The organism is Streptomyces sp. NPDC054757 (assembly GCF_053612185.1).
This window is the reverse complement of record NZ_JBSHBW010000012.1, coordinates 97,029-111,376: the sequence shown is the minus strand read 5'-3', so window position 1 is coordinate 111,376 and position 14,348 is coordinate 97,029. Positions and strand designations below refer to the sequence as shown.

Sequence of the window (14,348 nt, the reverse complement as noted above, 5' to 3'; positions counted from 1 at the left end):
GGCTCGGCCGAGTCCGGGGGTGGTTGCTCCGGGGGTGGCTGCCGCCGCGCGGGACTGTCGTACGGCGACGGCGCCCGGGTGCCCGCCGTGCTCGGGGCGGGTCATGCGGCGGCCTCGGCGGCGAAGAGGTCTTCGAGCCGGTCGCAGAGCAGATCGGCCTCGGCACGGGTGATGATCAGCGGCGGGCGGATCTTGATCACATTGCCCCGGCCGTAGCGGGAGGTACGCAGGATCAGGCCGTGGTCCATGCCGCGCCGCGCGAGAGCCTGGGCCCGTTCGCTGTGCGGCCGGCCCTGGTCGTCGCCGATCTCGATCCCGATCATCAGGCCGAGACCGCGCACATCCACGATGCCGGGGCGGCGGGCGGCCAGCGCGCGCAGCCGTTCCATGATGTGGGCGCCGACCTCCCGTACGTTCTCCAGGAAGCCGGGGCGGCCGATCACGTCGAGTGTGGTGGCCGCAGCGGCGGCGGCGAGGACGTTGCCGCCGTAGGTGAAGGAGTGGTGGTCGCTGCTGAGCCCGGACATCCGCTCGTCGGCGACGATGGCCGCGATCTGCGCCCCGGAGCCGCCGAGGCCCTTGGCGGTGGTCAGGATGTCGGGCCTGACCCCGTAGTGCTCGGCGGCGAACATCCGGCCGACACGGCCGATGCCGGTCTGTATCTCGTCGAAGACGAGGACGATGCCCCGTTCGTCGCACAGGGCGCGCAGCGCCGCCAAATAGCCGTCGGGAGGCACGATGTTGCCGCCGCTGCCGGAGACCGGTTCGACGACCACACAGGCCACACTGCCCGAACTGGCCTGGTCGATGAAGTCGTTGATGCGTTCGACACAGAGCATCCCGCAGCTGTCGGGGCCCGCCTGACGGTAGAAACAGCGCAGGCAGTACGGGTCCGGGACGTGGAGCACACCGGGCATGAGGTGGGGGAAGGGTGCCTTGCGGAACGACTCGCCCGACATCGTGGTCGTCATCATGGTCTGGCCGTGGTGACTGCGGAACAGGGTGATGACATCGCGTCGGCCGGTGGCCAGTTGGGCCATCTTGACGGCGCCCTCGTTCGCGGTGGAGCCGCCCGACACCTTGAGGTGCACCTTGGTCAGGTTCGGCGGGGTGACGTCGACCAGCCGCCTGACCAGTTCGTTGACGGGGGCGGTCTGGAAGGTCGAGGTGGTGTGCACCAGTCGCTCGGCCTGGTCACGCATGGCCTTGACCACTTCGGGGTGCCCGTAGCCGAGGCTCAGGTTGAAGGTGCCGGAGGCGCAGTCGAGGTACTCGTTGCCGTCGGTGTCGTACAGGTGGACGCCCTCGCCGTGGTCCATCTCGTACGCGCTGACCGGGTAGTACAGATGGTTCTGCGCGTAGCTCAGGGCGTCGTCGCGGACGTCGCCGCGGGAATCCCCCCGCGCATCGCTCCGTGCGTCACTCCGGGCACCGTGCTGGGCGCGCATGAGGTCGGCCATATGACTCCTGTCGACTTCCGTCCGCAGACACGGCGGACGGCGAATATCACTGCTTCCGGGCTGCGGAAGAAAAATTCACCGCAGTTCTGTGAGAACGGGAGTTCATAGGTCAAGGACAAAGGTGAACGCCGCGTCCCAGCCCTCGGACGTCTGCCGTACGTCCATCAGGCATTCTGGCCTGAAATACTTGTCGAGGTGGTTTCGGCGTTCGCCGGGGAAATAAAGCATCGTGGTCAGTACGGATCCGCCGGGGGGCTGCACCTTCACATGCACATGCCGCGTACGGCCCGGGTACATGGCGGGCAGTACCGTTTCGAGCCGCCACCGCCCATCGGCGTCCGCGAACTGATGGCCGCGCAGCCGAAATCCGTCGTCGTCGTAGACTCCGGCGTCCCCCACCTGCCAGAAGTCCAGCAGAGTACCGCCGATCGGCTTGCCGTCGGGGGTGCGCACGGCGCCGTGCAGCACCATCGGTGCGCCACCGTCCTCGTCGCCCCGGAAGCTGTTCTTGAGGGGGGTGTCGGGCTTGTAGTACGGACCTTCGCGCAGGGCGGGCGTCGGCGGTGTTCCGTTGCAGCGAACGGTTGGCGTGAGCGTCTTCAGGACATCTTCCGGACTTCCGTTCTCCATGGCGGAATTCTCCTTCGGTCAAGGATCTTTCGCTTCGGTCCAGGCAGCGTAACCGTAATTATTCGCACTGAGAAGAACGTCGTCCGGTCACCTCTCGGCCATTCCATTGTCATTTGGAGACAGGAATTCAGCGGGGTGCGGGACGGTAGATCATATGCGGGAATGGAGTGGTGCGCGGGCCGGCTGGGGGAGCGGGGGCACCTGTGACGGGCGGGGCCAACGCCGGTACCCCTCAGTGCCAGTCGGTGGCGGAGCGGTGGAGTGCGGCGTGTGCGCGGGCGAAGTAGGGCGGGTCGGTCGGGGAGGTGAGGATGTCGGCGAGCGCGAAGAGGTCCAGGGTCCGGCAGTGCCGCAGCCAGTGGGCGGGCAGCCGGCCGTTGCCGTCCCGGAAGCCCTCGACGAAGCCCGTGGTGAAGGCGGGTGGGTACTCGTGGGCGAATCGCAGCATGTTCCCCACGTCGAAGAGCGGTGAGCCGCTGAAGGCGAGCTCCCAGTCGAGTACGGCGGCCACCGCCCACTGCCCGGCGTGCCGTCGCACCAGCAGGTTCTTCGGGTTGAAGTCGCCGTGTACCAGGCTCCGTTCCCCGGCCACGGCGCTGAGCGCCCGGGGCCCGCGGCGGGCCAGAGCGCGCAGTACGGCCGAGTCCGCCGGGCTCAGCGGTCCGTCCCCGGTCGCCGTGTCCAGACAGCGGTCGACGAATGAGGCCAGGTCGCCCAGCGGGGCCGCGCCGTCCGGAGCCGGTACCAGCGACGTGTCGCCGAAGACGCCGGGGCGGTCCAGCCCGACCCGGCCGATTCGCGCCAGCACCCCGCCCACGGCCCGGCCCAGGCCCCGCGCTTCACCGTCGGGCGGGCCGTCCGCCAGCACCTGGCTGAGAGGGGACCCCTCCACGAACCGGTAGATCAGAGTGGGGCGCCCGGTGATGCGACCCTGCGGATCGGCCGCGATCACCGTGGTCACCGGCACCGCCCCGGCCGCCGCCCGGTCCAGTACGGCGATCTCCACCGCACAGGTGTTGCGCGGGAAGCGGCTGCCGCCGGGCCGGTGGCGGCGCAGCACATAGCGCTCACCGTCCGCCGCGGCCGGACGCCGGACGGTGAGCACGGCCATGTCGTTGGTGAAGCCGCCGGGCAGCGGATCCACCTTGTGCAGCCGGGCCCCCGGGAGGGCGCGCCAGGTCAGCCAGGCACGGGTCGCCGGGTCCAGACGTTCCCTCGGTTGCGGGCGGGTCACACCGGTCAGCCTGCCCGGCGCGAGGACCGCCTCATGCACGCGTTCCCTCCAATGGGTCAGTGCCGGCCCGCGGTTGTACGGCGGCGGCAGCCCCGGCCGCCAGGGCCAGCCCGCCCGCCGGCCCGGCGAGCCTGCCGAGCCGTGCCGGGACCACGAAGTCATCGGCCGCATGCTCCGGCAGCCCGGGGTACCCGGCCAGAGCCGCCGTCAGTTCGGCGCGGAGCAGCGGGAAGAGCCCCGGGAGTTCCGCGACACCGCCACCGATCACGATGCGCTGGGGCGCGGCCGTGTAGACGATGTTGCGCACCCCCGCGGCCAGATACCCCGCCTCCAGCCGCAGCGCCTCGGCCAGCGCCTGCCCGGTCAGTTCCTCGGCGGGGGCGCCCCAGCGGGCACCCATAGCCTCGCCGCCCGCCAGCCCCTCCCAGCAGTCGCCGTGGAAGGGGCAGGAGCCGGGAAAGTCGTCACCCGCGATCCGGCGCACCGCGAGATGGCCCATCTCGGTATGGACCAGGCCGCTGACCACGTCGCCGTTGATCACCGCACCGCCGCCGATCCCGGTGCCCACGGTGAGATAGACGTAGGTGTCCAGCCCGCGCGCGGCGCCCCAGCGGCCCTCGCCGAGTGCCGCACCGTTGACGTCGGTGTTGATGCCCACCGGTACTCCGAGCGCGGCAGCGAACGGGCCGGCGACGTCCACACCCGACCAGCCGGGTTTGGGGGTGGCGGCGAGATGGCCGAACCGGTCATGTCCTGGGCGCAGTTCGAGAGGGCCGAAGGAGGCGATGCCGATCGCATCCAGCTGTCCGGTCTCCGCGGCCTTCTCGCGGAAGAAGTCGACGGCCCGGTTCAGGGTGGGGCCCGGCGGGCCGGTCGGGAACCTGATCTCGGCCTCGATCCGGTCGGGGGCCGAGCCGACCAGACAGACGAACTTGGTCCCGCCCGATTCGACCGAGCCGTACCTCGGGGCCCTCACGCGCCCACCGGCCAGCCGTCGTCGCCGACCGGGCCGGAGTGCGAGCGGATGACGACCTTGAGTGCGTCGTAGCGCGGTGGCCGTACGGTGCTGCCGTCCCCGTCGTCCAGGGTGAGGCCGCCGAGCGTGGTGAACGCCTCCGCATACCGTTCGAGCGGGAACTCGTGCGTCACCAGCTGCCCCAGGACCGGTCCGGCGCCGCTCCCCGGACGCCGCGGGGTGTCGAGTTCGGCCGCCAGGTCCACGGCGACCGGGAAGGTGTCGGCCCGGAAGTCCCCGGCGCCGATCAGCCGGATGCCCCGGTTGGTGAGCTGGAGCGGGCGCAGCGGCACGGTGTAGGTGTCGTCGAAGCCCATCACCACCACCCGGCCGCCGTCGTCGATCAGCCGCAACGCCGCGTCGAGGCCGGTGCCCGTGGTCTCGAAGACGACGGAGGGACGCTCACCGGCCGCCGCTTTCACGACGGCTTCGGCCGGGTCCGTTCCGGCCACGTCCACGACGTGCGGGAACCGTTCACGGGCCTGCTCCAGGCGGTAGCCGTCCGGTTCGGCGACGACGACCCGGCGCGCCTGGCGGGAGGCGACCAGCGCGGTCAGCATGCCGATGGGGCCCGCGCCGAGCACCACGACCGTGTCGTCGAAGGTGACGGACGCCGCCTCGACGTTGTTGAGGGTGCAGGCGAGCGGCTCGATCAGGACCGCGCTGTGGAAGGGCAGCCCGGCGGGAAGCCGTTCGACGAAACGTTCCGGCAGAACCACGGTCTCCGCGTAGGTGCCGTCCCGGTCGACGCCGACCTCGGTCCCGGCCTTGTGGCGGCAGAAGTTGGTCGCGCCCCGCCGGCACGGGACGCACCAGCCGCAGTACAGCGTCGGGTTGACCACCACCCGGTCCCCGGCCCCGACCGCGCGCACCTGCGGGCCGGTCTCCCGCACCACACCCACCGACTCGTGTCCGAGTACCACGCCCGGCCGTGCCGGAAACCGGCCGAGCAGAATCTTGCGGTCGGTTCCGCAGATTCCCGTACCAACGATCTCCACCACGACGTCATCACTGTTCACGACCCGTGCTGCGGGCCGGTCCTGCAGTTCGGCCGAGCCTGGACCCACATAGACGAGAGCACGCATGTGACCTCCCCATCGGCGTTGGGAAGGCGACGCTAACGCAACCGGACACGGGCGGACACGGCGCCTCTGAGCCAATTCGCGGCTGCTGGGGCGGCCCGATCCCACGGGGACGGGCGGGATCCGTGACGGTCCCGTACGCCGGGTCCGGCTGCGGCGGACCGGGCCTGCCCGAAGGCGGGCCGTCCTGCCCGAAGAACGCCCGGCCCGGTCGGAGCCGGGGAGAACCGGTCGGAGGCGGTCAGGTCCGGTCGGCGGCGCGCCCTGCGATGAGTTACGGCCGGATGTGAAGTCTGCAGGAGGAACACCCCAGCGGGCCGTACGGCATCGCCTGCACAGGAGACCACGGAGGACACCATGACCACGTCCGGCAACACCAACACCAACACCAACACCAACACCAACACCAACACCAACACCAACACCAACACCAGCGACGGCCTTCCCGGCAAGCCGCCGGTCGTCGGCCTGGCCACCTGGCAGGCCGCGCGTGACGAACTGCTGGCCCGCGAGAAGGCCCACACCCATGAGGGGGACGCGATCGCCGCTGCCCGGCGGCGGCTTCCGATGGTCGAGTTCGACGGCACGGTCGAGGTCACCGGCGCCGACGGGCCGGTGCCGTTCCTCGATCTGTTCCAGGGGCGCGACGAACTCATGGTCTACCAGCACATGTGGTGGGACGGCGCGCCGCACCAGGGGCAGTGCGAGGGCTGCACCATGGTGGCCTGGCACCTGAGGGACGCCGTCTACCTCAACGCCCGGGGCGTCTCGTTCGCCGTCCTGACCACGGGCCCGTGGGAGGAGGTGGCCCCCTACACCGAGTTCATGGGGTACACCCAGCCCTGGTACTCGGTACGGGGTGTGGAGGCGCCGGTCGGCGGGGAGATGGGGAACCTCACCTGTTTCCTGCGCGACGGCGACCGGACGTTCCTCACGTACTCCACGACGGGCCGCGGCAATGAGGCGGCTGCCCCGTCCTTCGCCCTGCTCGACATGACGCCGTACGGCCGCTGTGAGGAGTGGGAGGACAGCCCCGAGGGGCGGCTCGTGACCGGCGACGGGGGCGAGGGGCATCCGGCCGGGGGCCGTCCGGCCTGCTGGTACTGGCGCTCGGACGCCGAGGCCGCCCCCACCTGGGGCCCGACCAGCCGGCCTGTGCCGCAGTGGACCCGCCCCGGCGCGACCCCGGTGGAGACCCTGGGACGGCAGGGGCACCACCACTGACACGGTGTATCCGCCGGTGTACGGGGCGGCGACCGGCCGGCCCGGCTGCGGCACTCCCTCCGTGTCGGCCGGGCTGCCCGGCCTGGCCGGGGGCGGCCGGTGTCAGTCCTTGCAGAGGGGCGCGGTGCGCAGATATCCGCCGAGGTTCTCGTCGTCGGTGCCGAGCAGGGCACTGGTGGATCCGTGCCGGCACTCCACTCCCTCGATCTTGTGCCCGGGGAACGTACCGAGGACGGTGGGGGATGCCGCGAGCGCGACCCGTACCCGGCCGCCGGACGTCAGGGTGACCCGGCCCGCGTCGCTCACCGCGGAGTCGAAGGGGCCGTCGTCGCCCGCGTCCGCCGCCGAACTGACGATGAGGCGGCCGGAGTCGGCCACCGAGATGTCGGAGATGTGCCGCGTCGCCTTGCCCGCCGGGTATGTGGCGCGGTAGGCGCGGTGGGTCACGCTGCCGAACTGCGGCTGCCCCCACTGGTCGAAGGTGAGCGGCGCCGCGTACAGCGTGGCGGGCCGGTCGCCGCCCTCTCCCCGGTCTGCCCACAGGGCGGCGAGATGCTTGTTCCGGGATACGAGGGCGATGCTCTCGAAGTTGTCGCCCGGTCCGATGGCCGGGAGCGGCGCGTAGTCGAGGACCTTCGCCGCGGAACCGGTGACCTCGATGTGGTAGACGATGCCCCGGCTGGCGAGCGCCAGGTACTCCGAGGGCTTGTGGGGTATGGCCTCGATGGCCTCCAGGTCGACGGGTTCCGCTCCGTCCCAGGCGATCGGGGAGACGCGGTCGTGGCCGTTCTGCCGGGTGATACGGGACAGCCGCCGCTGACCGGGCTCCTTGTTGTCGTGCACGACCAGCGCACGCAGCCCGGCTCCGTGGGAGGCGCCGCCCTCGGATGCGACACCGCTGACACCGCTGAGGATGTCGCCGCCCACCTTCTGCCATCCGTCGGCCGCTCCGGCCGGGCCGGCGCCGAGGGCCGTCAGCAGTGCGGTCGCCGCGCCGAGCCAGGCCATACGCTGCAACATCGGTTGTTTCACTGGGGTCGCTCGCCCTTCTCTCCGCCGGACGCGAGGTCACGCGTCCGGCGTCAGGGTATTGATCATGGCGGGCGAAGCCCAGGGCCCGGACGGACCGTAGCGTCCGGCGGGACGGCGGGAATGTGCGGGGGCGCCTCGTCCCGGTGGCCGGGCTCCGGCAGTCCCTCGCCCCCGTCACCGATCTGCTCAGCCGTCGGCCGCGAGGCGGGCCAGCCATTCCTTCAGCAGACGCTGCTCCGCGCCGCTGAGCGCGGTCCGGTCGGGGAGCGCGGCCCGCAGAGCGCGGGCGGCGCCCGCCGGGCCCGCGGTCCGTACGGCCGGCTCCTCGTTGGTCACGGCGGTGACCATGGACTCCCGCAGTGTGGTCAGCAGCGCCGGGTCGCGCCGGTCCTCGGGCAGTGACAGCCAGGTGAGCACCGCGCCGCGCGCCGTGGCGTGGATGACCGCGGCCGCGAGCTCCTCGTCGACGCGGAGCCAGCCGTCGGCGGCGAGCCGCCGGACCCGGCCCATCAGGATCTTCAGCCCGGCCTGGAAGGCGGCCGACGTGGCCCTGGTGGGCTCGCTGTACATCAGGGTGAAGAGGGCCGGGTTGGCCAGGCCGAACTCGACCGCGAGATCCCACCCGGCCCGCAGGCTCTCGACGGCGTCCTGCGCTTCGGGCTCGGTATGCCTGGCCTGCTTGGCCGCGAGGAACGAGGCGAAGCCGTACTCCGACACCGCGTCGAGCAGCCCTGCCTTGTCGCCGAACAGCCGGTAGATGGCCGGGGGTTGCAGCCCTGCGGCGACGGCGACCGCACGGGTGGTGACCGCGTCGCGGCCCTCGCGTGCCAGCAGATCGGCCGCTGCCTCGATGACCCGCTGCCGGGGCTCTCCCCGGTCTGCGGCCGTGGTGTCGGACTCGACGGCGTTCTCGCCGTCCCTGACGGAGGGGCGTGGTGACATGTATCAACGATACCGCTCACGCCGTTCCACCGATGCTACCAGTGATACGCTTAAAATGATTCCATTGGAACCACTGTTGGGGAGAACCATGATCATCGTTACCGGGGCCACCGGAAAGCTCGGACGCCGGATCGTCGAGAGGCTGCTGACGCGGGTACCGGCCGGCCAGGTCGGCGTGAGCGTCCGCGACCCGCGGAAGGCCCAGGCGCTGGCCGACCGGGGCGTACGGGTGCGGCGCGGCGACTTCGCTGACGTGGCCGGACTCGCCCACGCCTTCGAGGGCGCCACCCAGGTGCTGATCGTGTCCGTCGACAAGATGGGCGAGGAGACCGTACGGGACCACCGCGCCGCGATCGAGGGAGCCGTCGCCGCGGGCGCCCGCCGCATCCTCTACACCAGCCAGATGGGCGCGGGCGCCTCATCGCACTTCCAGGCCTGCCGCGACCATGCCGCAACCGAGGACGCCCTGCGCGCGTCCGGTGTGCCCTTCACCTCGCTGCGCAACGGCTTCTACGCCGCCAGCGCACTCCAACTGGCGGGCCCCGGACTGGAGTCAGGCGAGGTCGCGCTCCCCGTCGACGGTCCCGTCACCTGGACCGCGCATGCCGACCTCGCCGAGGCCACCGCCGTCATCCTGGCCGACGAGGGCCGTTTCGAGGGGCCGACGCCGCCGCTCACCGGCGGGCAGGCGCTGACCTTCACCGACATCGCACGCCTCGCCACCGAGGTCACGGGCCGCGCCGTCACCAGGACCACCGTCCCCGACGGCCAGTACCGTGAGCAGCTGGTGGGCCATGGCGTTCCCGCGGAGTCGGCGCAGCAGCTGCTGGGCATCTTCGAGGCGAGCCGCGCGGGCGAATTCACCGCGGTCGACCCGACGCTGGCCACCCTGCTCGGCCGCGAGCCCCTCGGCCTGCGCACGTTCCTGCGCGAAGAGCTGACGCCCGGCGCCATGGGCTGACCGGCCGTCCGGCGGCTGTCCGCTCTCCGGAGCGGATGCCGCCGGTCCGGCCCGAGCCGCTTCCGGCCCGAGCCGCTTCCGGCCCGAGCCGCTTCCGGCCCGAGCCGCTTCCGGTCCGGCTCCGGCTGCTTCTGTGGTCCGGCCCCTGCCGGACCTCAGCCCGTCCGGGGCCGGTGCTCCGGTGTACGCAGCCCCAGATGGTCCCGGAGCGTCACCCCTTCGTACTCCGTACGGAAGACCCCTCGCTCCTGGAGCAGCGGCACCACCGTGTCCGCGAACTCGTCCAGGCCGCCGGGGACCAGATGCGGGGCCAGGATGAAGCCGTCGGACGCCTCGCTCTGCACGGCGGCGTTCACCGCGGCGGCGACCGTGGCGGGCGAACCGATGAAGGTCTGCCGGGCCCTGGTCTCGATCACCAGCTCCCGGATGGAGAGCCCCTCCTCCTTCGCCCGCTGCCGCCACTGCGCCGCCGTGGCCAGCGGATCGCGCACCATCCGTACGCTCGCCCGGCCCCGGGTCACCGTGTGCTCGCCCGTGTCGGGGTCGATCTCGGGCAGCGGCCCGTCCGGGTCGTATCCGGACAGGTCCCGGTTCCAGACGTGCTCCAGGAACTTGATCGCCGTCCGGCCGCTGACCTGGCTGCGCCGCACCTCGTGGGCGCGCTCCTCCGCCTCGGCGTCGGTGTCGCCCAGGACGAAGGTGGCCGCGGGCAGGATCAGCAGCTCGTCGGGGCTCCGCCCGTACCGTCCCAGCCGCCCCTTCACATCGCGGTAGAAGACCCGGCCCGCCTCCGGCTCCGAGTGCCTGCTGAAGATCGCGTCAGCCGTCGCCGCCGCGAACTCCCGCCCCTGGTCGGAGTCGCCCGCCTGGAAGATCACCGGACGGCCCTGCGGGGAGCGCGGCACATTGAACCGGCCCGCGATGTCGAAGTGCTGGTCACGGTGGGCGAACGTACCGGCGTCCGGGGTACGCAGGAACCGGCCGCTCTCCCGGTCGGCCGGCACATCGCCGTCCGCCCAGGAGTCGAAGAGCTCCCAGGCGGTACGGAGGAACTGCTCGGCCCGGGTGTAGCGGTCCGCCTCCGGGAGGAAGCCGCCGCGCCGGAAGTTCTCCCCGGTGAAGGCGTCCCAGGAGGTGACGACGTTCCACGCGGCCCGGCCGGCCGACAGATGGTCGAGCGACGCGAACTGCCGTGCCACCTCGTACGGTTCGTTGAAGGTGGAGTTGATGGTGCCGGCCAGCCCGATCCGCTCCGTCACGGCGGCGAGCGCGGCCAGCACCGTGAACGTGTCCGGGCGTCCGACCACGTCCAGGTCGTAGATCTCGCCGCCCTGCTCCCGCAGCCGCAGTCCTTCGGCCAGGAACAGGAAGTCGAACCTGGCCCGTTCGGCGGTGCGCGCGAAGTGGCTGAAGGACGCGAAGTCGATCTGGCTGCCCGCCTCCGGGTCGCTCCAGACCGTGGTGTTGTTGACCCCGGGGAAGTGCGCCGCGAGATGGATCTGCTTCTGGGTGCCGCTCATGACTGTCCTCCGGCCCGGACCCGGGCGTAACGGTTGGCGGGGCGGCCCAGACCGAGCAGCCCGCGCAGCGAATCGGCCTCGTAGGCACGGCGGAAGGCGCCCCGGCTCTGGAGTTCGGGGACCAGCCCACGGGTGATCGCGGGCAGGTCGTGGCCCGTCACCGCGGGGCGCAGCCGGTATCCGGTCAGCCCCGCGCGCCGCCAGTCGAGCAGCAGATCTGCGAGCCCGGCCGGGGTACCGGTGAACACCTCGGCGTCGCTGGTCAGCGGGGCGCCCGCGGTCTCGTCGAGCCGCTGCCTGCGGTCTTTCGCCGCCGCTTCGCTCTCGTCGAGGAAGACCACCAGATCCCCGAAGACGTGGCGGGGGCCGGTGTCCCCGCCCCGCCCGGCGGCCTCCCGGGCGGCCAGGACCGCGTCGGTGGCGGCTCGCGCGCCGGAGGCGTCGTGCGGGGTGACGAACCCGACGTCCGCCGAGCTGCCCACGAGTCCGTACGGGACGGGCCCATGGGCGAGCGCGGTGACCAGCGGCTGCCCCTGCGGCGAACGCGGGGTGATGGAAGGGCCCTTGACGCTGAAGTGCTCGCCCTCGAAGTCGATGTAGTGCAGCTTCGTACGGTCGATGAACCGCCCGGTGGCGGTGTCACGTATCTCGGCGTCGTCCTCCCAGCTGTCCCAGAGCCTGCGCAGCACCTCCACGTAGTCGGCGGCCTCGCCGAACAGTTCATGGATCAGCTGCCGAGCCGCCGGGTGCCCGGAGTCCCGCGGCCGGAACTCCGGCAGCTCCCGGCGGCCGAAGTGCGCCGCCTCGTGCGCCGAGGCGGAGATCCGGACCCGCACGCCCGCGCGTCCCCTGCTCACGTGGTCCAGCGTGGCGATGGCCTTCGCGAGGTGGAAGGGCTCGGTGTGGGTGACCACCGCCGTCGGTACCAGCCCGATGTGCCGGGTCAGTGGTGCCACCGCGGCCGCGGTCAGCACCGCGTCCAGCCGGCCGCGTACCTGATCGGTGCGTTGGTCGTCCCCGGCCGGGTCGGTGGACTGGAGCGAGAGCGCGTCCTCGAAGGTCACGAAGTCGATGAGCCCGTGTTCAGCCTCCTGTACGGCGTCCAGCCAGTAACCGGCGGTGAAGAGCCCGTCCGGCCTTGACCGGGGATCGCGCCAGGCCGTGGGATGCCAGCCCGCGCCGTCCAGCGCCACGGCGAGATGAAGCGGCGCGGAGGCCGGGGGAACGGAGGAGGAGAGAGGGGCGGGGGCGGAACGGGGAGGCGGGGATGCAGACATGTCCGCTGGGGGTGCCTTTCCTGAGGGGGCGGGAGGAGTACGGGAAGGACGTCAGGTCCGGGGGAGCCGGTCCTCCGGTACGGCAGGGGAGCCGCCCGGGACGCGGACCACGACGAACAGATTGCGCCGGCGCAGCACGAAGCCCATCGAGAGATAGAGCCGGACGGCGTTCTCGTTCTCGGCCGCCGCATGCAGGAACGGGGTGTCCCCGCGCTCCCGGACGCCGTGGGCCACATGACGCACCAGCCGGCCGGCGAGCCCCTGGCCCCGGTGCCCGGCATCGGTGCAGACGGCGCTGATCTCGGTGTGGCCCGGCGGGCGCAGCCGCTCGCCGGCCATCGCCACCAGCCGCCCGCCGCGCCGGATCCCCCAGTAGGCGCCCAGTTCGATCGTGCGGGGCAGGAACGGGCCCGGTCGGGTCCGGTTCACCAGGTCCAGCATCTCCGGCACGTCCGCCGGGGTGAGCCGGACGGCCTCAGGATCGCGGGCGGTACGCAGCGTGTCGGCGACGAGCTGGACCCCCGTACCGCTGCGTACCGTCTCCCAGTGGGCCGGCACGGCCGTGACCCCGCTGACGGCGGTCTGCTCACCGGGGCCGACCAGCACGGCCAGATCGTCCCAGGCCGCGGGGGACGCCGGATCCGCCAGTGCGACGAAGGGCGCGACATCCGTGTGGTAGCGCGCCGCGCGGCCGACCGTCTCGGCGAAGCGGCGGTGCGGACCGGCGAGCGCCGCCCAGGCCGGGTTGTCCAGCAGATGCGGTGCGGGTCCTGTGGACTGTGGGACGGCGGGCAGCGGGAGGGGCCGCGGTGGCTGGAGTTCGGTGGACATGCTGCGCCTTCTCTTCTCTCTGCAGGTCTCTACAGGGCTCGTCTCTACGGGGCTCAGGAGTTGCTGACCGGCAGACCGGGCGGGTTGACCTCGGCTGACTTCACCGCCTCGTTCCCGAGGTGCCACGCCTTCAGCCACTTGGCGTACTGACCGTTCCTGATCAGGTAGTTGACGGCTTCGGCCAGGGGCTTCGCGAGGCCGCTGTCCTTCTTGGCGGTCGCGCAGATCAGCCCCTGCAACGAGGCCCCGGCGCCCGAGAACGTGCCCGCGCTCCGGGTCGCCTGCGGGGTCCGCGCGGTGCGGGTGATGTGGTACGAGAGGCTCGGGTTCGGGCCGAAGTACGCGTCGATCTTCTTCGAGTTCAGCGCCAGATAGGTGCTGTTGCTGTCCTGGTAGTACTTGACCGTCAGCTTCTTGCCCTCGGCGGCCAGCTTGGCGCGCCATTCGAGCAGCAGCTTCTCCTGGTTCGTGCCCGCGCCGACCGCGACGGTCCGGCCCGCCAGGCTCCGGTACGTGCCGTCGAAGTTCCAGTGCGAGTCCTTGCGCACCTCGAAGCCGAGGTTGTCCTCGCGGTAGCAGGCGAACTCGTACTTCTTCTTCCGCTCCTCCGTGTCCGTGATGTTGGAGAAGCCCGCCTCGGTGCGCCCGCTGTCGATGCCGACGAACAGGTTCTCCCAGGTCGCGTTCTTCACCTCGGGACGAAGACCGAGGACGGCGGCGACCAGCCGGCCGAGATCGGGCTCGGAGCCGGTCACCGTCTTCTGGTCGTCGCCGACGTATCCGAGGGGCGCCGAACCGGCCGGGAGCATGCCCAGGCCGATGGTCAGCTTCCCGTCGGCGGTTACCGACTTGGGCAGCTGAGACCTGATGGCCGCCACCTCGGGGACGCGCAGGGTGGTCCGCTCGGCCGCCCCGTTCGAGACGGCGCCGATGACCACCGACCCCTTGGCGGCGGCCTCCGGTGAACCGGGCCCGTCCTTGGCGCTGCCGCTTCCGCAGGCGCTGAGACCGGCGGCCAGGGCGAGGACGGTGCCGGTGGCGGCGAGGGCGGACAGAGGTGTTCTGCGGCGGGGCATGTCGGTTCCTTGGGAGTGGATGCGGTGGTGGCGGGCGGCGGGGGAGAGAGGCCCGCCGCCGGCC

13 protein-coding genes are annotated in these 14,348 nt (G+C 71.9%); 2 read left to right on the top strand and 11 right to left on the bottom strand.

The features are described 5' to 3' along the window. Positions 1–101: 101 nt before the first annotated feature. The 5 genes from ACWGKJ_RS16945 to ACWGKJ_RS16925 all read right to left on the bottom strand — a co-directional run bounded on the left by ACWGKJ_RS16945 (position 102) and on the right by ACWGKJ_RS16925 (position 5,424). A complete protein-coding gene (locus ACWGKJ_RS16945) occupies positions 102–1,460 on the bottom strand; it encodes an aspartate aminotransferase family protein (protein ID WP_385018182.1) in 1,359 nt (452 codons plus the stop codon). 102 nt (positions 1,461–1,562) lie between these two features. Then, positions 1,563–2,090: a dioxygenase family protein gene (locus ACWGKJ_RS16940; protein WP_385018180.1), complete on the bottom strand. Its 528-nt coding sequence runs from the start codon at positions 2,088–2,090 to the stop codon at positions 1,563–1,565. A 232-nt stretch (positions 2,091–2,322) separates the two neighbouring features. Then, positions 2,323–3,324 carry a phosphotransferase family protein gene (locus tag ACWGKJ_RS16935; protein WP_453315757.1) on the bottom strand — a complete coding sequence of 334 codons (1,002 nt, stop codon included), beginning with the start codon at positions 3,322–3,324 and terminating at the stop codon, positions 2,323–2,325. A 31-nt stretch (positions 3,325–3,355) separates the two neighbouring features. Then, the gene (locus ACWGKJ_RS16930) at positions 3,356–4,300 is read right to left on the bottom strand and encodes an ROK family protein (protein ID WP_385018176.1); all 945 of its coding nucleotides are present in this window, start codon (positions 4,298–4,300) and stop codon (positions 3,356–3,358) included. Continuing rightward, entirely contained in the window at positions 4,297–5,424 is a 1,128-nt protein-coding gene (locus tag ACWGKJ_RS16925) for a zinc-dependent alcohol dehydrogenase (RefSeq protein ID WP_385018174.1), read from the bottom strand. Before ACWGKJ_RS16925 ends, ACWGKJ_RS16930 begins: the two co-directional genes overlap by 4 nt. Before the next feature lie 354 nt (positions 5,425–5,778). Here ACWGKJ_RS16925 and ACWGKJ_RS16920 point away from each other — a divergent pair, with 354 nt between their 5' ends. Next, positions 5,779–6,645, top strand: coding sequence for a DUF899 family protein (locus tag ACWGKJ_RS16920; protein ID WP_385018172.1), 867 nt, complete (start codon positions 5,779–5,781; stop codon positions 6,643–6,645). A 102-nt stretch (positions 6,646–6,747) separates the two neighbouring features. On the opposite strand, the gene ACWGKJ_RS16915 is transcribed toward ACWGKJ_RS16920, so the two are convergent. Both ACWGKJ_RS16915 and ACWGKJ_RS16910 read right to left on the bottom strand, forming a co-directional pair. Next, complete coding sequence (locus ACWGKJ_RS16915; RefSeq protein WP_385018170.1) at positions 6,748–7,653, bottom strand: hypothetical protein; 906 nt, start codon at positions 7,651–7,653, stop codon at positions 6,748–6,750. A 210-nt stretch (positions 7,654–7,863) separates the two neighbouring features. Continuing rightward, positions 7,864–8,619: a TetR/AcrR family transcriptional regulator gene (locus ACWGKJ_RS16910; RefSeq protein ID WP_385018168.1), complete on the bottom strand. Its 756-nt coding sequence runs from the start codon at positions 8,617–8,619 to the stop codon at positions 7,864–7,866. Positions 8,620–8,707: 88 nt separating this feature from the next. Here ACWGKJ_RS16910 and ACWGKJ_RS16905 point away from each other — a divergent pair, with 88 nt between their 5' ends. After that, positions 8,708–9,580: an SDR family oxidoreductase gene (locus tag ACWGKJ_RS16905; RefSeq protein ID WP_385018167.1), complete on the top strand. Its 873-nt coding sequence runs from the start codon at positions 8,708–8,710 to the stop codon at positions 9,578–9,580. 155 nt (positions 9,581–9,735) lie between these two features. Here ACWGKJ_RS16905 and ACWGKJ_RS16900 read toward each other — a convergent pair whose 3' ends face one another. From ACWGKJ_RS16900 to ACWGKJ_RS16885, 4 genes are read right to left on the bottom strand one after another with little or no spacing between them, the layout of a single operon-like run. After that, entirely contained in the window at positions 9,736–11,100 is a 1,365-nt protein-coding gene (locus tag ACWGKJ_RS16900; RefSeq protein WP_385018165.1) for an NtaA/DmoA family FMN-dependent monooxygenase, read from the bottom strand. After that, a complete protein-coding gene (locus ACWGKJ_RS16895; RefSeq protein ID WP_385018163.1) occupies positions 11,097–12,377 on the bottom strand; it encodes an LLM class flavin-dependent oxidoreductase in 1,281 nt (426 codons plus the stop codon). Before ACWGKJ_RS16895 ends, ACWGKJ_RS16900 begins: the two co-directional genes overlap by 4 nt. A 51-nt stretch (positions 12,378–12,428) precedes the next feature. Continuing rightward, the gene (locus ACWGKJ_RS16890; RefSeq protein WP_385018161.1) at positions 12,429–13,208 is read right to left on the bottom strand and encodes a GNAT family N-acetyltransferase; all 780 of its coding nucleotides are present in this window, start codon (positions 13,206–13,208) and stop codon (positions 12,429–12,431) included. A gap of 53 nt (positions 13,209–13,261) precedes the next feature. Beyond that, complete coding sequence (locus ACWGKJ_RS16885; RefSeq protein WP_385018159.1) at positions 13,262–14,284, bottom strand: transporter substrate-binding domain-containing protein; 1,023 nt, start codon at positions 14,282–14,284, stop codon at positions 13,262–13,264. Positions 14,285–14,348 lie beyond the last annotated feature (64 nt).